This window comes from Palaeococcus ferrophilus DSM 13482 (assembly GCF_000966265.1).
In the GTDB taxonomy this organism is placed as follows: domain Archaea; phylum Methanobacteriota_B; class Thermococci; order Thermococcales; family Thermococcaceae; genus Palaeococcus; species Palaeococcus ferrophilus.
This window is the reverse complement of sequence record NZ_LANF01000006.1, coordinates 68,281-90,388: the sequence shown is the minus strand read 5'-3', so window position 1 is coordinate 90,388 and position 22,108 is coordinate 68,281. Positions and strand designations below refer to the sequence as shown.

At 55.5% G+C, this 22,108-nt stretch carries 21 protein-coding genes; 12 read left to right on the top strand and 9 right to left on the bottom strand.

Annotated elements, in window-relative coordinates; all coding sequences use genetic code 11:
- Positions 1–51: 51 nt before the first annotated feature.
- The 3 genes from PFER_RS01720 to PFER_RS01710 all read left to right on the top strand — a co-directional run bounded on the left by PFER_RS01720 (position 52) and on the right by PFER_RS01710 (position 3,308).
- Positions 52–633 carry a DUF655 domain-containing protein gene (locus PFER_RS01720; protein ID WP_048148356.1) on the top strand — a complete coding sequence of 194 codons (582 nt, stop codon included), beginning with the start codon at positions 52–54 and terminating at the stop codon, positions 631–633.
- Positions 634–658: 25 nt separating this feature from the next.
- On the top strand, positions 659–1,483 hold the full coding sequence (rsmA, locus tag PFER_RS01715) for a 16S rRNA (adenine(1518)-N(6)/adenine(1519)-N(6))-dimethyltransferase RsmA (RefSeq protein WP_048148082.1): 825 nt from the start codon (positions 659–661) through the stop codon (positions 1,481–1,483).
- A gap of 73 nt (positions 1,484–1,556) precedes the next feature.
- On the top strand, positions 1,557–3,308 hold the full coding sequence (locus PFER_RS01710) for a radical SAM protein (protein ID WP_048148080.1): 1,752 nt from the start codon (positions 1,557–1,559) through the stop codon (positions 3,306–3,308).
- Here PFER_RS01710 and PFER_RS01705 read toward each other — a convergent pair.
- The 4 genes from PFER_RS01705 to amrS form a co-directional block, all read right to left on the bottom strand.
- Positions 3,295–3,969 (bottom strand): hypothetical protein, encoded by a 675-nt coding sequence (locus tag PFER_RS01705; protein WP_052696164.1) that lies wholly within the window; start codon positions 3,967–3,969, stop codon positions 3,295–3,297. The two genes, PFER_RS01710 and PFER_RS01705, sit on opposite strands and share 14 nt — an antisense overlap.
- Before the next feature lie 45 nt (positions 3,970–4,014).
- Positions 4,015–5,748, bottom strand: coding sequence for an S-layer protein (locus PFER_RS01700; RefSeq protein ID WP_048148078.1), 1,734 nt, complete (start codon positions 5,746–5,748; stop codon positions 4,015–4,017).
- A gap of 198 nt (positions 5,749–5,946) precedes the next feature.
- Entirely contained in the window at positions 5,947–6,771 is an 825-nt protein-coding gene (locus PFER_RS01695; protein WP_048148076.1) for a hypothetical protein, read from the bottom strand.
- A 2-nt stretch (positions 6,772–6,773) separates the two neighbouring features.
- The gene (amrS, locus tag PFER_RS01690; RefSeq protein WP_048148075.1) at positions 6,774–7,817 is read right to left on the bottom strand and encodes an AmmeMemoRadiSam system radical SAM enzyme; all 1,044 of its coding nucleotides are present in this window, start codon (positions 7,815–7,817) and stop codon (positions 6,774–6,776) included.
- A gap of 232 nt (positions 7,818–8,049) precedes the next feature.
- On the opposite strand from amrS, the gene PFER_RS01685 reads away from it, so the two are divergent.
- Positions 8,050–9,309: an HsdR family type I site-specific deoxyribonuclease gene (locus PFER_RS01685; protein ID WP_048148073.1), complete on the top strand. Its 1,260-nt coding sequence runs from the start codon at positions 8,050–8,052 to the stop codon at positions 9,307–9,309.
- A gap of 60 nt (positions 9,310–9,369) precedes the next feature.
- Positions 9,370–10,323 (top strand): helix-turn-helix transcriptional regulator, encoded by a 954-nt coding sequence (locus PFER_RS01680; protein ID WP_048148071.1) that lies wholly within the window; start codon positions 9,370–9,372, stop codon positions 10,321–10,323.
- Positions 10,324–10,326: 3 nt separating this feature from the next.
- Here PFER_RS01680 and metG read toward each other — a convergent pair whose 3' ends face one another.
- Positions 10,327–12,504, bottom strand: a complete 2,178-nt coding sequence (gene metG, locus PFER_RS01675; protein ID WP_048148069.1) for a methionine--tRNA ligase — start codon at positions 12,502–12,504, stop codon at positions 10,327–10,329.
- A gap of 159 nt (positions 12,505–12,663) precedes the next feature.
- On the opposite strand from metG, the gene PFER_RS01670 reads away from it, so the two are divergent.
- The 4 genes from PFER_RS01670 to PFER_RS01655 are packed head-to-tail and all read left to right on the top strand — an operon-like array spanning position 12,664 to position 15,831.
- Complete coding sequence (locus tag PFER_RS01670) at positions 12,664–14,442, top strand: ribosome biogenesis/translation initiation ATPase RLI (protein ID WP_048148067.1); 1,779 nt, start codon at positions 12,664–12,666, stop codon at positions 14,440–14,442.
- 48 nt (positions 14,443–14,490) lie between these two features.
- Positions 14,491–14,877 carry a RidA family protein gene (locus tag PFER_RS01665; protein WP_048148065.1) on the top strand — a complete coding sequence of 129 codons (387 nt, stop codon included), beginning with the start codon at positions 14,491–14,493 and terminating at the stop codon, positions 14,875–14,877.
- A gap of 1 nt (position 14,878) precedes the next feature.
- Complete coding sequence (locus PFER_RS01660; RefSeq protein ID WP_052696163.1) at positions 14,879–15,469, top strand: hypothetical protein; 591 nt, start codon at positions 14,879–14,881, stop codon at positions 15,467–15,469.
- Complete coding sequence (locus PFER_RS01655) at positions 15,466–15,831, top strand: Mov34/MPN/PAD-1 family protein (RefSeq protein ID WP_048148061.1); 366 nt, start codon at positions 15,466–15,468, stop codon at positions 15,829–15,831. The genes PFER_RS01660 and PFER_RS01655 overlap by 4 nt, the downstream gene beginning before the upstream one ends.
- A 2-nt stretch (positions 15,832–15,833) precedes the next feature.
- Here PFER_RS01655 and PFER_RS01650 read toward each other — a convergent pair whose 3' ends face one another.
- Complete coding sequence (locus tag PFER_RS01650) at positions 15,834–16,676, bottom strand: helix-turn-helix domain-containing protein (protein WP_048148058.1); 843 nt, start codon at positions 16,674–16,676, stop codon at positions 15,834–15,836.
- Positions 16,677–16,685: 9 nt separating this feature from the next.
- Complete coding sequence (locus tag PFER_RS01645; protein WP_157254998.1) at positions 16,686–17,891, bottom strand: hypothetical protein; 1,206 nt, start codon at positions 17,889–17,891, stop codon at positions 16,686–16,688.
- A gap of 47 nt (positions 17,892–17,938) precedes the next feature.
- On the opposite strand from PFER_RS01645, the gene PFER_RS01640 reads away from it, so the two are divergent.
- Positions 17,939–18,772, top strand: coding sequence for a carbohydrate kinase family protein (locus PFER_RS01640; protein WP_245612397.1), 834 nt, complete (start codon positions 17,939–17,941; stop codon positions 18,770–18,772).
- Here the strand turns inward: PFER_RS01640 and PFER_RS01635 are convergent.
- The gene (locus tag PFER_RS01635) at positions 18,769–20,340 is read right to left on the bottom strand and encodes a COG1470 family protein (protein ID WP_052696162.1); all 1,572 of its coding nucleotides are present in this window, start codon (positions 20,338–20,340) and stop codon (positions 18,769–18,771) included. The two genes, PFER_RS01640 and PFER_RS01635, sit on opposite strands and share 4 nt — an antisense overlap.
- Complete coding sequence (hjc, locus tag PFER_RS01630) at positions 20,333–20,737, bottom strand: Holliday junction resolvase Hjc (protein ID WP_048148052.1); 405 nt, start codon at positions 20,735–20,737, stop codon at positions 20,333–20,335. Before hjc ends, PFER_RS01635 begins: the two co-directional genes overlap by 8 nt.
- A gap of 118 nt (positions 20,738–20,855) precedes the next feature.
- On the opposite strand from hjc, the gene cobB reads away from it, so the two are divergent.
- Both cobB and PFER_RS01620 read left to right on the top strand, forming a co-directional pair.
- The gene (gene cobB, locus PFER_RS01625) at positions 20,856–21,617 is read left to right on the top strand and encodes an NAD-dependent protein deacetylase (RefSeq protein ID WP_048148347.1); all 762 of its coding nucleotides are present in this window, start codon (positions 20,856–20,858) and stop codon (positions 21,615–21,617) included.
- Positions 21,618–21,626: 9 nt separating this feature from the next.
- Entirely contained in the window at positions 21,627–22,004 is a 378-nt protein-coding gene (locus tag PFER_RS01620; RefSeq protein WP_048148050.1) for a DUF3783 domain-containing protein, read from the top strand.
- Positions 22,005–22,108 lie beyond the last annotated feature (104 nt).

The following is a 22,108-nucleotide window of genomic DNA, read 5'->3' as shown; positions in this document are numbered from 1 at the left end:
TATAACTCTGGGGGAGTGAAAATGAGAGGATACCCATCTTACGGTCCGAGTATGAATAAGAGGCGGCACAGGCACTCAGAGTATGAGGACTACGCCTACGTGCTAGATTACATGCCCGCCGGTTACGTTGACCTGGATCACAACAGAACATTAAAACACGCTCTGGCCCAGGTTATTGGGGATAAGGCTTTCACCCTCCTTGAGGTGACCCCCAAAACTGATTTATCCCTCTACGAGCGCATATTCATAGGTAAGGGGCCGCGGGACAAGATAATAAAGATAAATAGGAAAATCGGATACGACGAACTAACCTCAACTGCCAGGGCGGAGCTCCCATACGTGGTGGAGGAGATTATCAAACACAACGAAGACCGCTTCCTCCGCTTCTTTAACGAGGCTCCCCCCATAACGAACAAGCTCCACAGTCTCGAGCTCCTACCGGGAATAGGCAAGAAGCACATGTGGGAGATACTGGAGGAGCGTAAGGTCCCCTTTGAGAGCTTTGAGGATTTGAAGCACCGCGTTAAGGGGCTCCCGGATCCCGTGAAGATGCTCGCCAGAAGGGTGATGGACGAGCTGAGCGGGAAGTGCAAGTACCGCCTGTTCGTTGGACACGACAGGCTCTTCCGCTAATTCCCTATTTTTATCGGTGAATCACATGATAAACCGGCGCGTTTTTGAGCTCATCAAGAAGTACAACCTCCGCCCCGAACACTCCCTCGGTCAGAACTTCCTGATAGTTGATGATATAGTGAAGCGAAACGTGGAGAGGGCTGAGCTGAAGGAGACGGATACGGTGCTGGAGATAGGGCCGGGACTTGGAGTTCTCACGGACGAGCTCTCAAAGCACGCGGGGAAGGTTTACGCCGTGGAGAAGGATGCCCGCATCGTGGAGATACTGAAAAAGGAGTACTCCTGGTCAAACGTGGAGCTGATCCTTGGGGACGCCCTTGAGGTGCCCTTTCCGGAGTTCAACAAGGTCGTATCGAACCTCCCGTACCAGATTTCATCCCCCATAACCTTCAGGCTTTTGAGGCACGGTTTCGAGAGGGCCGTTCTCATATACCAGCTCGAGTTTGCCCAGAGGATGGTGGCGAGACCAGGGGACAGGAACTACTCCCGGCTTTCCCTCGCGGTGAGGGCAAAGGCCAACGCGGAGCTCGTGGAGCGCATAGGAAATGGTGCCTTCTACCCCCGGCCCAAAGTGGACTCCGCGGTGGTTATCTTAGAGCCAAAACCGAAGAAGGAACAGGTCCAGCTGGACGAGAACCTTGTTAAGGCCCTCTTCCAGCACAGAAGGCAGAAGGTGGCCAAGGCTTTGAAGAACTCCCATCACATGCTGGGTCTTGACAGGGAGCGGTTTAAAGCGGTCAGGGATGTCATAAAGAGGGTTCCCCACGGGGAGGAAAGGGTCTTTCAGCTGGATGTGGAGGACGTGAAGGACATAGAGGAATTTCTGAGGGCGGAGGGGGTGCTTCGCTGAGGCCCTCCTTTCCTTTAAGTTCCACACCCGAGCGGCCGCTGGACTTTTAAACCCTCCCCCCACACTCTAAACCATGATAGTTGCGATAATAGACGGCTACACGGACGAACCGGCTGGTCTCGGCGTCCCGCCCTACCTCGGTATCTACCCCCGATACGCCTACGGGGCGATAAAGAAGGCGAGGAAGGACGCCAGAATTTTCTACCTCACAATAGACGACCTCAGGGCGACTTTTGAGGGTGAGAAGGGTATAAAGACCAAGAATAAAACCCCTAACTTTCCCAATACCGCGAAGATACTTGAGAGGGCCGACGTCATAATCTACATCGGCGGCCTCCACACGCCCGGAAAGTATCTGTCCGCGGTTCCTTCACAGGTGGAGGAAGTGGCGAGATTTCTGCGCCCCTTGAGGGGTGTTAAAATCCTCGGCGGGCCGGCTTTCATGGGTTCGGCCCACGAAGGCGGGACCAAGATAGGCTCCCGCGAGCTCCTCCTTGCCCAGTCGGTTTTTGACCACATCGTGTACGGCGACCTCGAGGCTTTTCTGTTCGACTACCTCAAGAACCCAAAGGACGCCGACCCATTCCGCTTCAGAAACTACGACGAATTGGGAGATTATGCAATTATTGGGGCTGAAGTTGTCAAGCAGTTCCCCGATTATCCCGACTTCGTCATAGTTGAGATAGAGACACAGAGGGGCTGTCCAAAAGCTATGGGCATAGGCGGCTGCTCCTTTTGCACCGAGCCCGTTCGCTACCGTAAAGTTGAGGACAGACCGGTTGAGGATATCGTTGAGGAGGTCAAGACTCTCTACGACCTCGGTGTGAGGCACTTCCGTGTGGGCAGGCAGAGCTGTATCTTCTCGTACATGGCTAAGCCCAACGGGAGGGTTCCCATACCTAACCCCGATGCACTGGAAAAGCTTTTCCGCGGAATACGCTTCGTTGCACCGGACATTAAGACGCTTCACGTGGACAACGCCAATCCAGCGGTTATAGCGAACTACCCCGAGGAGAGCAGAAGGATAGCGAAGACCCTCATTAAATACGGAACAGCCGGCAACGTCGTTGCCTTCGGTCTCGAGAGCGCCGACCCGAAGGTTGCCAAACTCAACAACCTCAACGCAACAGCCGAGGAGACCTACGAAGCCGTCAGGATCCTCAACGAAATCGGTGGGAAAAGGGGGCCCAACGGAATGCCGTGGCTTCTGCCGGGGATAAACATAATCTTTGGCCTTCCGGGCGAGACGAAGAAAAGCTACGAGATAACCTTCCACTTCCTCAAGCGGCTTCTTGACGATGGGTTGATGGTGAGGCGCATAAACATTCGGCAGGTTGTCGTCTTCCCGGGAACGCCCCTCTGGCACATGAGGGAGAAGGTCAGGACTGAGAAGCACAAGAAGCTCATCCAGCACTACAAGTACAAGATAAGGCATGAGATTGACTTCCCCATGCTCCAGCGCGTTGTCCCGGTTGGAACGGTACTCCACGATGTTCGTGCTGAGGTATTTGACAACGGTCTCACCTACGGCCGGCAGATAGGGAGCTATCCACTCATAGTTGGCATTCCCAAGGCGGTTCCAACCAACCGCTTTTACAGTGTCCTTATAGTGGGACACGGCTTCAGGAGCATCACGGGAGTTCCCATTCCCATAGACGTTAACCACGAGAGTCCCAAGGTGCTCCAGCAGTTGCCGGGGGTGGGGAAAAAGACCGTGGTAAAGATACTCTCAAAAAGGCCTTTCAGGAGTGAGGAGGAGTTTCTCGATATAGTGGAAGATGAAAAAAGCCGGGAACTCCTCAGGGGAAAGGTCACCCTTCGGTGATCTGACCCACCTGGGAGTTTATTATGGTCTTCACCACAAGGACTTCGACGAAGAGCGTCTTTTCATCCGTGGCCTCGAGTACGAGCACTCCCTGCCTCGGGGTGTATATCCTGTTTGACTTGGCCCCCTCCCTCGGCCCGATCAGGAGGACGACTAGGTGCCTGGAGTTGCCGATTCTCCCGAGTCCAAGCATCGCCTTGTTCATGAAGGCGAGGTACTCCGTGTGGATGCGTGCCTTGGCTTCTTCCATCGCTATGCGCTCCGCCGTCGCGTTGTCCTTGCCCTCAACGATGGCCTGGTAGTAGTACTTTCTCCCCATTAGTGCCCCGATGGTGGCGCCGAGCTCCGCAGACGTTCTCGTGCGCCATACGCACGCATCTCCAGAACAACCCTTGAACGATGAGTCCCCCACGATTAGCGTGGCCTCGTCGTAGACGGCGCGGAGGGTTACGTTCAGATCAACGGTGGGGTCTCCGGTGATGAAGCTCCCCAGAAGGATAGTGTACCGCTGGTTTGCGTAGGGCACCTCTATCGCCTTAACCGCGAGGGGGTTTCCTCTGTGTACCACGGAATCGAAGCGCGTGTAACCGTATATGAGCGTTCCGAAGGAAGCTACTACCATGAGGCCAATGAAAATCAATGCTACCGCTTTTCTGTCCAATTCAAAAACCTCCAGAAAAGTTAATTAAAAAGGGAGGGAGAGAATTCAAGCGAGGTCCTTGAGGTAGTCAAGGAGCTCCTGGGCGGCAGCCCTGGTGCTCTCCCTGTTCTTACCGGCAACGATGATGACGGAGAAGTCGCCGAAGGCGTTCTCAATGAACTCGATGTCTCCATCGCTGAGGTACCAGTTGATCTGGCTGAGTCCCTGGTCAACGAGGTAGGCGGTGACGCTGTTGGCGACCGGTCCGCCGACGAGGATGAGGTTGCTGTCAACGGCGTTGAGGTCAACCTCGGTGTCGAGGACGGTTATGCTCTCGGCCGGGTTGACGGTTATCTTGGTGTAGGTGGCGCCCTTGATCTGCTCGATGCTCCAGCCCTCGAGCTCGTCGCCGACCTTGAGCTCCTTCTCGTCGTAGACCTTCTCGGTCGGGTCTATGACGATCTGGGCCTTGGCGGTGTACCTGGTGTCGTCGGCCTCACCGTCGTTGTCAAAGTCGGCGGTCTTGGTCCACTCGTGGAACTCGTAGGAGACCTTGTACTTGCCGAGGATGTCAAGGTCACTTCCGCTGAGGTCGTTCTTGTTGGTGAGGACGATGGTCTCGATGGTGTTGCCAGTTCCCGGAAGGAAGGTGGCGGTCCAGCCTGAAATGAACTCATCGCCGCTGCTGACTGAGACGACGTTGGTCCTTATCTCGAGCTGGGCGATGAGGTTTCCGTCAATACCGACGAAGGTGTTGTCGAGCGTGAGGACGAGCTCACCGGGGTTGAACTTGGTTGAGAGCTCGCTGACGTCCTTCTCGCCGTCGGTAACGCTTATGATGACGAGGTCGTTCCTTCCGTCGGGGGCGGTGACCCTGAGGAGGACCCTCTGCTCGTTGATGCTTATGTCAACGACCTGTATCTTGTAGCCGTCGAACTCCATCTCGTCGCCGACGTGGAACCACTGGACGCCGTGGTCCTTACCGTAGGTGAGGGTGTCGTTCTGGACGTTGAGGACGTAGTACTCGTTGCCGAGGAGCGTGAAGGTCGTGCCGGAGGTTATGCCGCTGTAAACGGTCTCCTTCTCAACGCCTCCGCTTGGCTGGTCGTCGTCAACGACGGTCTCGGTGCTCGTGGTGGTGAGACCCCACTGCGGGTCGGTGCTGCTGGTGGTGACTTCCCACTTCTTGATGACGAAGTTGAACGTGATGGTGAAGTTTCCGGCCGGTATCTTAAGGGTGGCACTCTTGGGCGGGAGGTTACCGGTCTGGTCAGGGGTCTTGCCGTCGCTGTCAAGGATCATTATCTTGTCAATGTTGATGTCCCAGTCAATCTGCTTGTCGCCCTTGATTGAGTCCATGTTCTCAATCTCAGTGGTGAACTTGGGGGTTATGGCGTCCCAGTCGGTGTAGCTGCCGTTGTAGGCGCTTCCGTTCCACCAGGCGTCGGTGGGGAGTTCATCGTACTTGGTAGCGGTTACGGTACCGTAGTCCTCGTACCAGTTGCTGTAAACCTTTATCGGGTCGGGGTAGGTGGTTATGTCCTTCTTAACGACAACGCTCACACCGTCGGCCTGAACCTCCTCGGCCGTGTAGAGCATGCTTCCTATGGCGACGGCTATGTCGGCCGCGCTGGCAACGTCCATAGCGGCTGCGTTGCTTCCAACCACGATTTTAGCGTTGGGCATTCCGTCCTTAACGAAGAAGTCCTTCGGGACGTTGAGCTGAGCGCTGGCGTATCCCATGGTTGCGCCAATCATTGCGGCACCAACTGCGAGGGCCGCGATCTTCCTTACCTTCATTTTTCATACACCTCCAAACCTTATGGGCTAAGCCCTACCAAGGTCTTTCACTACCATGTTGTGCCATCACACTTTATATACTTTTCGCTTTCAGACCCTTTCTGGAGGGCAAAAAAGCTCGATAATCGCCGTAAAAATGCAAAGGGGATTAATTAAATGCCTACTGACTCTTCGCCATTTGCCGATAATATCTTTTCGTCAGGAGCCGAGCCTGAACTTGAACGTGTCCTTCTCGATGAGCTTCTTCTTTATTGGCCTGTGGACGAGCTCGTAGACGAAGCCCGCTAAATCTGTCAGCGCGTTCTGAAGCTCCGTGGCGGTGATGTCCACTATCTCAGGTTCTTCTATTGATATCGCCACCGGCGCGTACTTGGCCGTGAGCTGGAACATCACCTCGAATGGGGAGAGCAGCTCGGCCGCGATGAACAGCTTGACCCTTCCCTCTCCCTCCTCGCGCTTGACAGCCACCTTGTTAATCTTGCATCCCTCGAGAAGAAAAGCCTTCAGCATGGTTTCTCTTACTTTCTCCTCTTCTTCTCCGAACGCTTCGATGATAAACAGGTATCTGATGTTCCTCTCGTCCAGGATAAAGCTTTCCAGCTCTTCTTTGGAGTATCCAATCTGCGGCATCGGGAGCTCGTCCAGCTCAGGGTAAGCGACAAGCCCACCGAACCTCTCCATGAGCTCACCCATAAACAATGAAACGTTACCGAGCAGCTTCATAAGTCTCCTGCCCTCGACCTCCAGCCTGCCGGGCCCGAGGACCTCAACAACCGCCGGGGCGTACTTCATGACCACTCCAACAACACCCTCAAGGGGACCTTCAATCTCCGCCTCGATCATGCCGGAGTATTTGAGCTCTTCAACTTCGTCGTTCTCTATTACATTCTCCACGTTCACCCGCTTGACTTTCACGGCGGTTTCCTTTCTGAGGCTCTCCGCCGTTTTTTTCATGGCCTCCTCAAGGGCCCTCTTTTCGTTCCCGAGCCCCTCAATGTAAAGAACAACCTGGACGCTCTCCATGACTACCACCACATTCCGCGGTACCTCTTCCCCGAGTATTCCCCGACCACGGGAATTTCGGTGCCGCAGTATTCGCATTTTCCATCCTTGATATGATACTCTTCAATGCTAAAGCCCCAGCGCACTATTAAAGGTTTTCCACAGGACGGGCAGTACGTGTGCTCACCGCGGTGACCGGGAATGTTTCCAACGTAGACGAACTTCAAACCCTCTTCCTTGGCAACCCGGTAGGCCATCTCTATCGTCTCCACCGGGGTCAGCGGGAGATGAAGGCGGTAGTGGGGGAAGTAGCGCGAGAAATGGACCGGTGTGTCATCCCCAAGGTTCTCAACCACCCAGCGGGCGAAGGCGCGAATTTCCTCTTCCTCGTCGTTCAGGGTCGGGATTATAAGGTAGGTCAGCTCGACGTGGATTCCGAATTCCTTCTTCGCTATTAGGGCAGTTCTCCTGCTCGGCTCCCCACTCGGGACGGAGGCTATCCTCATGTAGAACTCATCGTTGAACGCCTTAATGTCAATGTTCATGGCGTCTATGTACGGTGCAAGTTCCCTGAAGGGCTCCTCGTTGATGTAGCCGTTGGTTATCATTAGGTTGTGGAAGCCTTCCTTCTTGGCCAGCTTGGCAGTGTCGAGGACGAACTCGTACCATATGACCGGCTCGTTGTAGGTGTAGGCTATGCTCTCACAGCCGTACTGTTCCGCCAGCTTCATGATCTCCCGTGGGGAAACGCTTCTCAGGTAGGGAAAACTCTCGTCCGCCTGGCTTATCTCCCAGTTCTGGCAGTGTTTGCAGTGCATGTTGCACCCGACGGTGCCTATGGAGAAGGCGCACGAACCGGGGTAGAAGTGGAAAAGGGGCTTCTTCTCGATGGGGTCGAGGGCCATGGAGGATACCCTGCCATAGTTGAGGGTGTAAAGCTTTCCCCCAACGTTTTTTCTCACTTTACAGGAACCGCGGTGACCATCGTTTATGATGCAGTTGAGGGGGCAGAGGCGGCACCTTACCCTCCCTCCGTCAAGCGGTTCCCAGTAGGCAGCTTCTCTCATGGCATCACCACTTATACAATATAATGATATTGTGTTTAAGGATGTCGGTTGAGAAAGGGTGCTTGTTTGAGCAGGAGGAGTGGGCGTGAGGAGTGAGGGGACTGTAAGAGAGTTAGTAGTTGCCACATGGGAATATCCCGGCCAAAGAAACACGTAGAAACATTTTGAAACACGGTAATTTCAGCATGTTCCTAATATACATGCTTTTCCTAGTTGAATACAGGTGAGAACCATGAGGGGCAACTTAAGAATATTGATTGTACTGTTTATGGGGGCACTGATACCGCTGAGCACGGCGGCGTGGGCAGCGAGCATCAACGCAACGGAAACCAGTACTCCAGAGGTGGCCAACCAGACACTGTCCAGCAGCACGTCAAACATAACCACGAACGAGACCAACACAACCATTACTATGGCATACAACATGCTCGTGATAGTTGACAACGTCGCCAACTATACGACGGGCCTGATGGCGGATCTTAGGGCCAACAATTCGACCATTCCAAACGAGACTCTCGAACTCTACATTCAGGCAGAGGAGCTTAGGGCACAGGCGTGGGAGCTTTACAACGCGGCAAATTACAGCGAGAGCATAAACGCCTCAATGTCTGCCCTGTACCTCTATAAAGAGGTCGTGGAGGAGCTGACCGAATACTATAAGGAGCACGGGGAATCCAAAATGGAGTCTGAGGAGGAGTACTATGGGCTTGCCCTCGACGCGAAGGAGGAGCTCCAGAGGTCTGCGGAATACTTCCCCTACGCCGAGAGGGTGATAGAAGAGGGCAGGAGCGAGGGCATTGATGTAACACCCGTTGAGGAACTCTACAACGCGACCAAGGCCGCGTATACAGTGGTTGCACAGGACATTGCCAACGGTAACCTTACCGCACTAGAGGGCGACCTTGAGTACGCCAAGGAGCTCAAGGATAAGTTGGAGGACGCCATTGAGGAGCTTTCGGAGCAGATAGTGGACGCAAGGGCGGAGGAGATAAGCCAGACATTTGTGGAAAAACTCCAGGGGCAGATGGTGCTCATGCAGGAGCTCATATCCACGCTCCAAAACTCCACTGTGAACTCAACGGACCTCCAGGAAAACCTTGAGGAACTTCAGGCGATGTACGAGGAGTTCAACGCACTGGTTGAGGAGGGGCAGTATGAGGAAGCGCTCGACATGTTGCACGATATCAATGATGAACTAAAGGACATAATAGAGGAAACAAGGGAGATAGAGAAGGAGTACCACAAGGAGAAAGAGGAATGGGAAGAGGACGAGGATCACGAGGAAAAGGAAGAGAAAGAGGAGCGCATGGAGAAAGACGAGGAAGATACGGAACAGCATGGTGAGTACTCTGAGAGCGATACCCCCGGGGACCAGAATCAGAGCGAGGAATACGAAGAGGAGCAAAATCCGAGCGACGGTTCGGACAAGATGAACAGCGGGGATGGAAACGAGAGCGATGATCACGAGGAAGGGGACGAGGAGGGGCAGTGAGTCCCTCCTCTTTTGGTCATCTTTTTAAAGCAGTAACGCCAAATTTCTGGAGGTGTTGGGATGAGGGCTAAATTGGTGGCAGTGGTTATCGTACTCCTTTCGCTCATCCCCGTGGTTGCGGGGCAGTACGCCATCGAATCACTTGAGCTCACTGTTTACACCGACGGATACGTTAGGGTGGCCCAAACAGTTCAGCCCGAGAACTACACCGTGAGCGTTTCCATTCCTCTCCTTACCCCGAACGTTGAGGGTCTAACCGTCGTTGATGAAATCGGAAACCCCGTGCCCTACGAGGTAAACGGGAGCAGGCTCATAGTTTACTTTGAAAACGCCACCCCCCTCAGGATTACGTACTACACCCCTGATTTAACCGCCAAGAACGGCTCCATATGGGGTGTTCACTTTTCCTCCGACGTAGCGGTTAGGGTAACCTTCCCCGAGAGTGCGGTTATAGTTGACCTGACGGACATACCCCTTGAGATAAATGGGAACTCCCTTCTGATGCCCCCTGGCAATCAGAGCATTTCCTACGTCATCAAATACCGGACGGACGGGGCAAAAACGGTATCCTCACCCACGTCATCGCCTGTGGGAGGTCCTGTTGGCACGTCCTCCACTGAGGCCCCCTTAAACGTGAGTGGAACAGTGTCCCAAAATGAAGCCCCCCCGGGGAGACCGGGAAGCGGGGCACTGCTCGCCGGTTTAACGGCTCTCCTGATCCTTGGGGTGGCGGGGTTTGCCTACATCAAAAGAGATGGGAAGAAGACGTCGTCCCCCGGCATAAGCAGGGAGGACTTCGAAAGACTGCTCGGGCAGTACGAGCTGACAAAGGACGAGGAAAAGGCCTTGTTCTACGTATTCGACCGCGGAGGGAGGGCAAAGCAGTCCGAGGTTAGGGAGATGCTGGGAATACCGAGAACAACCGCGTGGAGAATGTTCCAGCGCCTCGAGAAGCAGGGGCTGGTTAGGGTATACAAGAAAAAGAGGGAAAACTGGGTGGAGCTCAACCTTTAGTTTTTACCTTATCCTTGAGCCGAGCTTGAGCTCCTTGTCCGGCATGAGTAAAGCCACGCGCTCGCCGTCATCCGCTGCCAATAGCATTCCCTGGCTCTCCACACCGCGGAGCTTCTTGGGCTCGAGGTTCGCTATGATGACGACGTAGTGGTTGAGGAGCTCCTCCGGCTTGTAGTACTTCTTCAGGCCAGCGACCAGCTGTCTGACTTCATCTCCAAGATCAACCTTGACCACGTAGAGCTTGTCCGCGTTGGGGTGGTCGTTAACCTCTATTATCTTTCCGACCCTGAGGTCGAGCTTCATGAATTCATCAAAGCTGACGTACTCCATCTTCTTACCCTCCTTATTTTCCTTCTTTTTGGTTTTCTTGGGCTTGCTAAATGCCTCCTCGCCGTAGATGGCCTTGAGGAGCGCAAGGGCTTCGTCCTTCCTCCCCTCGCCGAAGCGTTCGAGCGTGACCTTCACCACGTCGTCCTTCCTGTAGTACTTGTCGAGGAGCGTTCTTGCGCTCTCGGGGTTGCCCCTTCCGATGTAGTTAACTATGAAGTGGATTATCTCCTCGTCCGTGACCTTCCTGAACATCGGGCTTGCCTGCCTCACGCGGTGGCCTGCGGGAATTTCCTCGAAGGTCCAGCGCTTAACCTCTTCGAGGTTGAGGAGGTGCCATATCTTCTCGCTTGCATCCGGCAGGAACGGCTCGAGGAGTATCCCGAGGGCCTTAACGATCTGGAGCGAGACGTTGACCGTTGTGGCAGTCCTCTCACGGTTCTCTTTAGCGGTCTTCCATGGCTTCTTATAGTCGAAGTACCTGTTCCCAAATGCCGCGAGCGCCATAACCCTCTTGAGTGCATCTTTGAAGCGGTACTCCGCTATGAGCTCTCCGACCTCGGTAAAAGCTTTCTCTATCTCCTCAAAGGCCTCTCTGTCGAGCTCGTCCAGCTCGCCCCTTTCCGGAACGGCCCCATCGAAGTAGCGGTTGGCGAAGGTGAGGGCCCTGTGCACGAAGTTTCCAAGGATGTTAACGAGCTCATCGTTTATCTTCGCCTTGAAGTCCGCGAAGGAAAAGTCGCTGTCCCTCGTCTCGGGCATTATTGCGGTGAGGTAATACCTGAGGTAGTCGGCAGGGAACGCATCGAGGAACTCGTGAACCCATATGGCCCAGTTTCTGCTCGTTGAGAACTTCTTGCCCTCAAGACGGAGGTACTCGTTCGCGGGGATGTCGTGGGGCAGCTCCCAGTCCCCGCCGTGGGCCATGAGGAAGGCCGGCCAGAATATGGCGTGGAAGGGTATGTTATCCTTGCCTATGAAGTGGACTATTTTGCTCCTTCCCCTGAGCCAGAAGTCCTTCCATCTCTCCTCCTCGCCGAGGCGCTTGAAGTGCTCCACGGTTATGCTGATGTAGCCGATGGGAGCCTCGAACCAGACGTAGAGCACCTTTCCCTTAATATCCTCGTCCTCGAGCGGAACGGGAATACCCCAGTCGAGGTCGCGCGTCATGGCCCTCTCTTCGAGCCCCTCGTTTATCCAGCCGAGGACGGTGTTGCGCACGTTCGGCTTCCAGTGCTCCTGCCCCTCGACCCACTTCTTGAGCTTCTCCTGGAAATCCCCCATGCGGATGTAGTAGTGTGCCGAGTCCTTGAAGGTGATCGGGTTGCCGCAGATGTTGCAGCGCGGGTTGATGAGGATTTCGGGAGTTAAGGGGTGCCCGCAGACCTCACACTGGTCCCCCCTCTGGTTCTCGGCGCCACAGTAGGGGCACGTGCCTATCACGTAGCGATCAGGGAGGAACATCTTGTCGTGCTCGCAGTAGGCCTGCTTGCTCACCTTTTTAACGAGGTGGCCGTTCTCAAGGGCCTTGAGGAAGAACTCCTGGCTTATTCTGTAGTGAACCGGTAACTCAGTCCTCCCGAAGTAGTCGAAGCTTATCTTCGCCCTCTCAAAGGTCGTCTTTATGTGCTCGTGGAACTCATCAACTATCTCCCTCGGACTTCTGCCCTCCTTCAGCGCGCGGAATGTTATCGGCGTCCCGTGCTCGTCCGTTCCGCAGATGAAAATCACTTCCTCACCCTTCAGGCGGAGGTAGCGCACGAAGATATCCGCCGGAAGGTAGGCCCCAGCCAGATGCCCCGCGTGAATTGGCCCGTTAGCGTAAGGCAACGCTGATGTCACGGTGTACCTCATTCTCACACCCCCCGGGAATTAACGGTTTAGGGTTTATAAGATATTGTGGTTTTAAACATTACGGTGGGTTATTTTTAATGGCAAAAAATATGCATAGTTTTGCATAAAATCTCCCGCAACCTTTTAAAGCACCCTCCCAGAGGCACTGTGGGTGAGAACATGACGAGAGTGGCGGTCATTGATTACGACAAGTGTAACCCGGACAAGTGCGGTCACTTCCTGTGTGAGCGCGTCTGTCCGGTTAATCGAATGGGTGGAGAGGCCATAGTCATAGACGAGGATAACTATAAGCCCATAATCCAGGAGGCCAGCTGTACCGGCTGCGGAATCTGCGTCCACAAGTGCCCCTTCAACGCGATAACCATTGTGAACCTTCCGGAGGAGCTAGACGAGGACTGTGTGCACCGCTACGGCATCAACTCCTTCGTCCTCTACCGCCTCCCAGTCGTGAGATCAGGTAGCGTTACGGGAATCCTCGGCCCCAACGGAACGGGTAAGACAACTGCCGTTAGGATACTCTCCGGTGAGCTTTTACCAAACCTCTGCGGCTCCAACGACAGCTGGGACAACGTCATAAAGGCCTTCCGCGGCAACGAGCTCCAGAACTACTTCGAGGCCCTTAAGGAGAGGAAGGTCAAGACCGTGGTGAAGCCGCAGTACGTGGACTTAATCCCCAAGGTTGTCAAGGGCAAGGTTCGTGACCTCCTGAAGAAAGCCGACGAGCGCGGAATCATGGGGGAGCTCGTGGAGGAGCTGGAGCTTGGGAACATCCTCGACAGGGAGATAAGCCAGCTCAGCGGTGGAGAGCTCCAAAGAGTGGCCATAGCCGCGGCCATGGCGAGGGACGCGCAGTTCTACTTCTTCGACGAGCCCTCGAGCTACCTCGACATAAGGCAGAGGCTGAAGGTAGCGAGGGCGATAAGAAAGCTGGCCGAGGAGGGTAAATCGGTCCTCGTGGTCGAACACGATTTAGCCGTTCTGGACTACCTCAGCGACAACATCCACATAGTCTACGGTAAGCCCGGCGCCTACGGTATATTCTCGACCCTCAAGAGCACGCGCGTGGGGATAAACGTCTTCCTCAGCGGTTACCTTCCGGATGAGAACGTGCGCTTCAGGCCCTACGAGATACGCTTCACGAAGACGAGCGAGAGGGTGTCCCAGGGAGGGGACGTTCTCGTCCAGTACCCGGCACTCAAGAAGGACTACGGCTCTTTTAAACTCGAGGCAGAGGGTGGCGAGCTCTACATAGGGGAAGTGGTGAGCATCGTTGGCCCCAACGGTATTGGTAAGACGACCTTTGTGAAAATGCTCGCTGGAGTGGAGAAACCGACGGAGGGCGAGGTTGACTGGACGCTTGAGGTCTCCTACAAGCCCCAGTACATAAAGGCCGACTACGAGGGGACGGTGTTCGAACTCCTGAGCAAGATAGACGCCTCCAAGCTCATGAGCAACTTCTACAAGACGGAGCTCCTCAACCCCCTCGGGATTCCAGACCTCTACGACCGCTATGTAAGCCAGCTCAGCGGTGGAGAGCTCCAGAGGGTGGCCATAACGGCGGCCCTCCTTAAGGATGCCGACCTCTACCTCATAGACGAGCCCTCCGCTTACCTCGACGTTGAGCAGAGGCTGGCCGTCTCGAAGGCGATAAGGAACCTCATGGCCAAGAACAACAAGACCGCCCTCGTGGTCGAGCACGACGTCCTCATGATAGACTACATAAGCGACCGCGTTATGGTCTTCGAGGGCGAGCCCGGAAAGCACGGAAGGGCTCTGCCTCCAATGGAGATGCGCGAGGGAATGAACCGCTTTTTGGCTAATGTCGGCATAACCTTCCGCAGGGATCCGGACACCGGAAGGCCGAGGGCCAACAAGGAAGGAAGCGTTAAGGACAGGGAGCAGAAGCAAATCGGGGAGTACTACTACACCTTCGCATAGCTCAAAAACCTTATTACCCCTTTTCTCCAAATTTTTACGGTGGCTCGCATGAAGGAGATTGTTTTTACTGAAAGGGCTCCGAGACCTGTTGGCCCCTACAGCCAGGCCGTTAAAGCTGGCAGCTTCCTCTTCATAGCAGGGCAGATACCCATAAACCCCGAAACGGGAGCGCTCGTTGAGGGGGACATAAAGGCGCAGACGAGGCAGGCCCTCGAGAACGTTAAGGCCATAGTCGAGGCTGCCGGAGGGAGCCTCAACGACGTCGTCAAGGTGACGGTTTACCTGAGGGACATGGGCGACTTTGGGGCGATGAACGAGGTTTATTCAGAGTACTTCAATAGTTCAAAGCCGGCCAGGGCCGCGGTTGAGGTTTCCAACCTCCCCAAGGGCGTTGCCATAGAGGTTGAGGCCATCGCTTACATTCCGGGTGAGTGAGGTGTTATCACCGGCGGCGATCATCTACCTCTTTGCGGAGGAGTTCGCGAAGGAGAACCGCTCCCTCAAGAAGGGTGCGAGGTTCTTTGACTGGCAGAAGCGCCTCGACACGTTTGAAGCGGCTTCGGCGGCGGTGGGCGTTACGCTGGCCCTCCTCGTGAGGGAGGGCAGGATAAGGCTCGACGTCAAAAGGGGCCTTCTAAGGAGGAGGCTCATGGTGACGAGAACGGCGGAGATACCAGAGAAGTACGGCGTGGTCGTTCGGGGGCTCCGTTCCATCTCGCCCTACAAAGAAACGGAGCTCAGAAACGCCCTCTTCCTCTCGATACCCATATCACCCCTCCCCGCGAACGCCCTGGCGAGGTACATCATACGCGAGGATATAGGGGAAGCAGACTACGGGGCACTGCACTCGAGCCTTGAACTCAGGCACGAAAAAGAGAACCTGAAGCGCGTCCTCGAGGAGTTCAAAAGCGATGGGGAGCTCTGGGAGCTCTTCCTCAGGGAGCTCTATAAGGCCATGGACATGTGCAGGGGGAAGGAGGGTATAAACCTCTACACCCCCCTCGACATGCTGGAGGGTAAAGTATGAAGGCCAGAATAAGGCGCGAGCTCCTCGACTACCTCCTTGAGATGGCCAGGAGCTTTTACCCAAACGAGTTCGCGGGCCTGCTTCGGGAGAAGGATGGAATCTTCGAGGAGGTGCTTATACTCCCGAAGGGCTACTACGGCAGGGGGAGCGTGTTCTTCGACACCTACCTCCTCCCTCACGACGAGGACGTGAAGGGGACGGTCCACTCCCACCCTGGCCTCCCTCGACCATCGAAGGCAGACCTTCACTTCTTTTCAAAATTTGGGGGCGTTCACCTGATAATCGGCTTCCCCTTCGAGTACTGGAGCGTTAAGGCCTACACCAGCGATGGAAAAGAGATAGAGGTGGAGATAGTGCCGTGAGCTCAGGGTTTGAGCTCCACCCAGTTCTCCTTTGACCCCTTGACGATTTTCACCAGCCCCTGTTTCTCGAGGCGCTTGAACATCCTCCACGCTGTGGTTTTGGGTATGTCGAGGGCTTTCCTTACCTCGGCCTGGCTGGCCCTGCCGCCCCTCTCGAGGATGTAGAGGAGCGCATCCCTCTCGTAGTCGTTGAGCTCAAACCCCTCCATCTTCTTTAGGTAGGCATCTTTGTCCAGGGGTTTCTCTTCCCCTTTCTCCCGCGGGCGCCGTAGGTAAACCCCCGCGGCGAGAGCTGCAAAGAGAAGGAGGATAACAGCTATGGCGGGCGTGTATGAGCTGCCTGAGGGAGACGGCTCCTCCACGTTAACGGACGCGCTCAGCACGTAGCTTATGCTCTGGTTTCCGGAGGGCATCGTTATGTTCTCCCCCGCTATTGAGAGGGGCACGTCGCTCAGGTCCACGACCGTGGTGCCCTCGGGCAGAACCACGGTGAAGGGGACGCTGCTGTTTAAGCTCAAAGTCCACACCGGGCCTGCTTTTGTGGTGAGGTCGGGGGTGTAGTAGCTCACCTCCACGAGGGAGGCGTTCCCCGTGTTTATGACCATCGTGCCACCTTCCACGGAGTAGTCGAGGGGGTTTCCCTCCTCATCCACAACGAAGAGGCTCTCGTAGGTGCTCCCGGGCAGGGGGATGCTGACCTGTGCCGTGTACTCATCCGGGACTATTTTTATATCAACGCCGACGTAGCCGTCCCTGTAGACCGTTAGGGAGAGCTCAGCGGTATACTGGGCCGACGCAAGGGGAAGAATTATGAGCAGGAGAGTGATTAGAGCCGCCTTCTTCATTCTACCACCTCAGCTCTTCTCCCCTATGAATGCCTCCACCCTCTTCAGCAGCGCCAGCGCCCTCAGGAAGTGCTCCCTGGCCTTCTCGGGCTCCCCGCGCTTGAGGAGCTCCCTCCCGGTCTGGAGTTCCATCACGGCGTTCCTGAGCACTATTTCGGCCGGAACCGTGTTCACGCCCCTCCTCTTCAGGGCCTCGAGGGCGAGGGTATCCTTCCGCACCCGCTCTCCCAGATTTTCCTGGAAGCTCTGGACGTTCGGAAAGCTTTTACCGTCCATTATGTGCTCCACGCGCCTGAGTTCCTCAAAGAAAGCTGTGAAGATTGGCGCGTTTTTCTTCATCGCCCTTAGGGCCTCGTCCCACCTGCCTTCCTCGGCCAGCGTCTTCACCGCTAGATAGGCCCCCTCAACCTTGGCGAGCCTCTCCTCGGCCCTTGAAACGTCCAGCCCTCTGTTCTTAGCTGCCTCTAGGTAGGTTCTCGCGGCCCACAATCCCCTCTCCGTTTTTACCAGAAACGCCTTCACGAAGTCGTGCTCCCGCTCCTTTAGGCTCCGCTCCTGAAGCTCCTTGAGAACACTATCGAGTTCCCTCCTCTTTGACTCGGCCTCCTCAAACTTCTTGCGGGCCCCCTCGACGTTTCCCTCCTTGAGCTCGTGCAGGGCCTGGGAGTAGGAATCCCTTGTTTCCCTCAGGAGTTTCTCGGCATCCGACGTGTCGAGGCCTCCCCTTTTAGCCGAGCGTATAAGCTCCTCCGCCCGGGTGAAGTATGCGTTAAGCCTTTCCAGTCCAGCCTTCACCCTCTCCGCGCTGGCGTTGTAAGTCTCCCCGCTTTCTTTGACCCCCTCAAGGGCCAGACGGTAGCTGTGGAGCGCCTTCAACGCGTACTCCCTTGCAGCAACCTCGTCGCCATTTGAGAAAGCGTCGAGGGCCTTGGTTCTGTACTCCTCTGCCAGAGAGTAGTCCTTAAGAATTGGGGAATCCGCGGGGAGCTCGTCTTTTAGCGGTGTTATCCACTCCTCTGCAAGCAGGTGTGCTCCCTCAAGGGTCTTCATAAGCCCGCTAACTTCCGGCTCGTCGCTGGAGAGACCCAGTGGTATGAGCGCGGTGAGTATCATCATTATTACACCAACGGCCTTCCACTCCATCTTCCCCACCATGCTTACATTCACTCCGGCATATTTTAGGAACGCGGTGAAAAGAACGTTCCGGTGGTTCATGTTCTATTCTTTCGGAGAAGGTTTTTAAACGCTCTCCCCCATGCACCATGGGGAGCGGTATGGAGCTGGTGGTTCTTGGACACATCTCTATAGATCACATAATCTTTCCGGGAGGAAAGGAGATACTCCGTCCCGGGGGAGCGGCGGCGGCCGTGGCAACCTCCGCCGCGCTCAGTGGAGCAAAGGTCGGCCTCGTGAGCAAGGTCGGTAGAGATTTCCCTACGGAGTGGATGCAAAGGCTTTCCAAACTCGTTGACACCCGCGGCGTTCAGGTACTCGAGGGCAAAACGGCCCACATATACATGATATACAGGGAGGACGGGAGCGTTGATGCCCCCGTGGACATGGGGGTCGCGAGGCTCATGGGAGAGACACCCATCCCGGAGGAGTACCTCGATGCGAGGGTGTTCCACATAAGCCCCATACCCCCCGAGGAGCAGCTCAAGGTGCTCAAGCGGCTGGAAGGGAAGAGGGTTGCCGTGGACTTCAACCCCACCTACATGGAGGCCTACCGGACGGAAAAGGCGCTGATGAGGGAGATAATCTCCCTTTCCCACACCGTCTTCCCCAACGAGCGGGAGGCGCTTACGATAACGGAGGAGAGGGACATCAGGAGTGCCGCCATGAAAATGGTGGAATGGGGTGCGGAGACCGTCATAATAACGCGCGGCGAGAGGGGAGTGCTCGTTTACGACGGCGAGTTCAGGGAGTTCCCTGCCCTGCCCGTGGAGGATATAGTTGACCCCACCGGAGCTGGCGATGCCTTCGCCGGTGGCTTCCTTGCTCGATACGTGAGGGGAGATGACATCGAGGAGTGTGTCAGGCAGGGCCTCCTGAGGGCGCGGGAAGTGTTGAAAAAAGAGGGGAGCTGGTCAATCTAAAGAAGGATCTGGAGGGAGGCTTCCTCTTCCGGCTCCAGCTCCTCGATTTCCCACACTATTCTGCTACCGTCTATAGTTACTTTTCCCTTTGTGGCGCGGGCATCCACGGCGTTGACTTCTCTGATGATGTTAACTTCCTTCATACTCTTCAGCTTCGGCGCCCGCACTTTTATGAAGTAGTACCTGTCCAGCTGCTCCTCCATTATAACCGGCCTGAAGAAGGCCATGTAGGAGCTCCCCGTCAGGGTCAGAGCGGACAGGAGGAGTATCAGGGCCAGCGTGCCGTAGTTTCTTCCCTCCTCCACGGGGAGCGTGGGTATCGTGGTGTTTGTGACGTTCAGCGTCTCGGTGGGCGTTGGTGTGGAGGTGACTGTCTCGGTTACCGTGGGAGTTGGTGTGGGGGTCGGTGTGGTGGGGCGCGGGATGTTCAGGGTTTTTTCATCGCCGAGGAAGTGTGAGCTCTGGGCTTTTATCCTGACCGGTCCGTAGCCGAGCTGCGAGACCTTGAAAGCGACGCTTCCATCCTCGTCGGTGACACCGTAAAGCCTCCCCTTAACGCCCTCCGCGGACACGCTCACGTTGGCTATCCCCTTCCCGCTCGAGTCCCTGACGTACACCTCAAGCATCTCGTTGGAGAGGGAGTAGTCCAAAAAGAGCTTCTTTACCTCCACAACGGTCTCGACGGTTTTTCCATCGAAGTCCATGGTTATGCGGTAGCTCCCTGGTTCCTTTGCCTCGATCATGACGAGGCCGTTGGAGTCCGTCTTAAGGGCCATTCCGTTCACGTTAACGGGAATTCCCTCAACCCCCTTGCCCTCTTCGTTGTACACCCTGACGGTTATAACCCCGTTCTCGAAGTAGGCCTCATAGGCGAGGTTCCTCCTGTAAACCTCGAAGGACTTACTCACCGTCTTCTCCTCACTCCCGAACTTGGTGTGCATCACCACGAGGTAGCTCCCGGTGTCGGGCTTCGGCAGAACGATGCGGTACTCCTTCTTGTCGTAGGGGGCGATGTACGTGCTTTCGGCTATCCTTTTGAGGAGCTCCTTCCCCCTGTAGAGTTCTATCTCAATAAGGCCGTTTATCACCCCGTTGGAGTTCGAGCGCACCTCACAGCTTACCGTCACGTCGCTTCCGTAGAGGTACCTGTCCTCAACCTCGATAACGGGCGAGTAGTCCACCACCGTCTTCACCCTCAGAGTGAGGGGCACCTTGAACAGTCCCGGCTGTCCCGTGACCCTCGCCACGAGGTTTACGTTGTAAACTCCGGCGCGAACCTTGTTGAGGATTATCTGAACGTGGCCCTCCCTTGTCTCGTTGGGACCGACGTCCTTGAAAACGGCCTGGGTATATGTAGCGCCCTCGGGCAGGTTCTCTATGAGTACAAGAACGTTCCCGGCGGTCTCGTTGCCCATGTTGGTTATGTTGAAGGCAACGTCAACGCTCTCCCCCGGCTCGCCAGTGAATGATGTCTGGAGCGGCTGGAGAACGATAACGGCCTCTCCGGTAGAGAATGACGCAGGGAGAATGAGCATGGCTATTATGAACGGTATTATCCACTTATTCACCTTTCACCACCTCTAAGAGGCTCTTCTGAACGCCTATAACCTCCTCAAACGTGAGCGCCTTGTATTTGGCGAGCTTCTTATCCACCCTGAAGTTCTTTCCGCTCTTCGGGAGGCTTTTGGGCTCGAAGAAGCTCCACCCATCCCCGATGAACTTCACCGCTATGTACGCCTCCCCCCCAAAGCGGCCCGCAAAGGAGGTCAGCTTTTCGATGTCCTCATCGCTCAGGTATATCCTGTCCCCCTTCGTGCTCTTGACCTCGATGCAGAGGTATTTCCTGCCGTTGCCGGCCACGATGTCCACTTTTTTACTTCCCGCCGAGCGCACCACTGCAAAGCCGTTCTCCTCAAGCCGCTTTATGAGCTCCCTCTCAGCACTCGCCCCTCTTCTGTACTTCATTTTAGACCCTCACGGAGGTTGCGTCACTTCCTTATCCCAAACCTTGGAGTTCCCGATAATTAAGCTTTCCGGAGGCAAAGCTATAAAACCGGGGGACATAAAATCCCTGGGGGTAGCCATGATAGAGGAAGCCGCACGGTTGATAGCGCGCTCCCGCTTTCTCATAGCCTTCACAGGTGCAGGTATTAGTGCGGAGAGTGGTATACCGACCTTCCGCGGAAAGAACGGCCTGTGGGAGAACTACCGCATAGAGGAAGTGGCAACGCCCCAGGCATTCTCCCGGAACCCGGAGCTCGTATGGGACTTCTACCGAATGAGGATGCGGAAGATGATGGAGGCAAAACCAAACCGCGCTCATTTTGCCCTTGCGGAACTGGAGAGGATGGGCCTCCTGAAGGCGGTGATAACCCAGAACATAGACGACCTCCACCGCGAGGCAGGTAACACCGTTGTTGAGCTACACGGGAACATCTACCGCGTCAAATGCTCCTCCTGCTCCTACAGGGAAAACCTGAAGGAGAGCGGCAGACTTGAGGAGTTCATAGAGGAAAAAGCCCTTCCACGGTGCCCGGAATGTGGTGCCCTCTTAAGACCGGACGTGGTGTGGTTCGGTGAGCCCCTGCCGGAATCGGAATGGAGGAGAGCCGTCAGCCTCGCAAAGAAGGCCGATGTTTGCCTCGTCATAGGGACGAGTGCGCAGGTATTTCCGGCTGCATACATTCCCATGATAGTGAAGGACGAGGGCGGCAGGCTCGTAGAGGTAAACCCCGAGAACACGGGCATTACGCACTTGGCGGACGTCGTCCTCCGCGGGAGTGCGGGGGATGTTATGGAGAGGCTCCTCGAAAAGGTTAAGTCATGTCTCGCGGAGAAATGCTGAGGTGGTCTCATGATACTCATAATAGGCTTTTCAGGGGAAGAGGTCGAGCTGATTAAATCCGCTTTTGAGGAGGTCTACGAGGTTCCAAGCTACTGCAGGGACTGGGTTCTCAAGGAGATAATTGACAGGGCGCCCTCACTCGAGGGGAGCGGCGACTGGCACGACAGGAAGTTCTTCGTCATGCACGGCATGGAGAACCGCGAGGTTAAGGAGGCTCTCTCAAAGATGAGGGCGCTCGGTTTCAGGAGGGTTATATACGCCACGACAACGCCGATCTCACTAACGTGGCCCCTAGAAAAGCTGATCCAGGAATGGCTTGAGGAGGAGGCATATTTCAGGCAGATGCGCCAGAGGAAGAAGGGCCCATACCTCGACGTTGGCCTCTGACCTTTTCTCCTAATATGCCTTTCCCTCGGTGGGGGATAGGACTTGTTAACTTTTCCAAAAAGTATTTAAATCCCACCTATCCTCAAAACTTTGGAATGATTGGA

Excerpts from the sequence above, each read along its gene's own strand:
- PFER_RS01695 (WP_048148076.1), bottom strand. The coding sequence starts at position 6,771 with ATGGAGAGCGTCCAGGTTGTTCTTTACATTGAGGGGCTCGGGAACGAA.
- PFER_RS01720 (WP_048148356.1), top strand. The coding sequence starts at position 52 with ATGAATAAGAGGCGGCACAGGCACTCAGAGTATGAGGACTACGCCTAC.
- PFER_RS01710 (WP_048148080.1), top strand. The coding sequence starts at position 1,557 with ATGATAGTTGCGATAATAGACGGCTACACGGACGAACCGGCTGGTCTC.
- PFER_RS01620 (WP_048148050.1), top strand. The coding sequence starts at position 21,627 with ATGATACTCATAATAGGCTTTTCAGGGGAAGAGGTCGAGCTGATTAAA.
- PFER_RS01650 (WP_048148058.1), bottom strand. The coding sequence starts at position 16,676 with ATGAAGAAGGCGGCTCTAATCACTCTCCTGCTCATAATTCTTCCCCTT.
- PFER_RS01645 (WP_157254998.1), bottom strand. The coding sequence starts at position 17,891 with ATGAACCACCGGAACGTTCTTTTCACCGCGTTCCTAAAATATGCCGGA.
- rsmA (WP_048148082.1), top strand. The coding sequence starts at position 659 with ATGATAAACCGGCGCGTTTTTGAGCTCATCAAGAAGTACAACCTCCGC.
- PFER_RS01680 (WP_048148071.1), top strand. The coding sequence starts at position 9,370 with ATGAGGGCTAAATTGGTGGCAGTGGTTATCGTACTCCTTTCGCTCATC.
- hjc (WP_048148052.1), bottom strand. The coding sequence starts at position 20,737 with ATGAAGTACAGAAGAGGGGCGAGTGCTGAGAGGGAGCTCATAAAGCGG.
- PFER_RS01640 (WP_245612397.1), top strand. The coding sequence starts at position 17,939 with ATGGGGAGCGGTATGGAGCTGGTGGTTCTTGGACACATCTCTATAGAT.
- PFER_RS01700 (WP_048148078.1), bottom strand. The coding sequence starts at position 5,748 with ATGAAGGTAAGGAAGATCGCGGCCCTCGCAGTTGGTGCCGCAATGATT.
- amrS (WP_048148075.1), bottom strand. The coding sequence starts at position 7,817 with ATGAGAGAAGCTGCCTACTGGGAACCGCTTGACGGAGGGAGGGTAAGG.
- PFER_RS01685 (WP_048148073.1), top strand. The coding sequence starts at position 8,050 with ATGAGGGGCAACTTAAGAATATTGATTGTACTGTTTATGGGGGCACTG.
- metG (WP_048148069.1), bottom strand. The coding sequence starts at position 12,504 with ATGAGGTACACCGTGACATCAGCGTTGCCTTACGCTAACGGGCCAATT.
- PFER_RS01665 (WP_048148065.1), top strand. The coding sequence starts at position 14,491 with ATGAAGGAGATTGTTTTTACTGAAAGGGCTCCGAGACCTGTTGGCCCC.
- PFER_RS01670 (WP_048148067.1), top strand. The coding sequence starts at position 12,664 with ATGACGAGAGTGGCGGTCATTGATTACGACAAGTGTAACCCGGACAAG.
- PFER_RS01655 (WP_048148061.1), top strand. The coding sequence starts at position 15,466 with ATGAAGGCCAGAATAAGGCGCGAGCTCCTCGACTACCTCCTTGAGATG.
- cobB (WP_048148347.1), top strand. The coding sequence starts at position 20,856 with ATGATAGAGGAAGCCGCACGGTTGATAGCGCGCTCCCGCTTTCTCATA.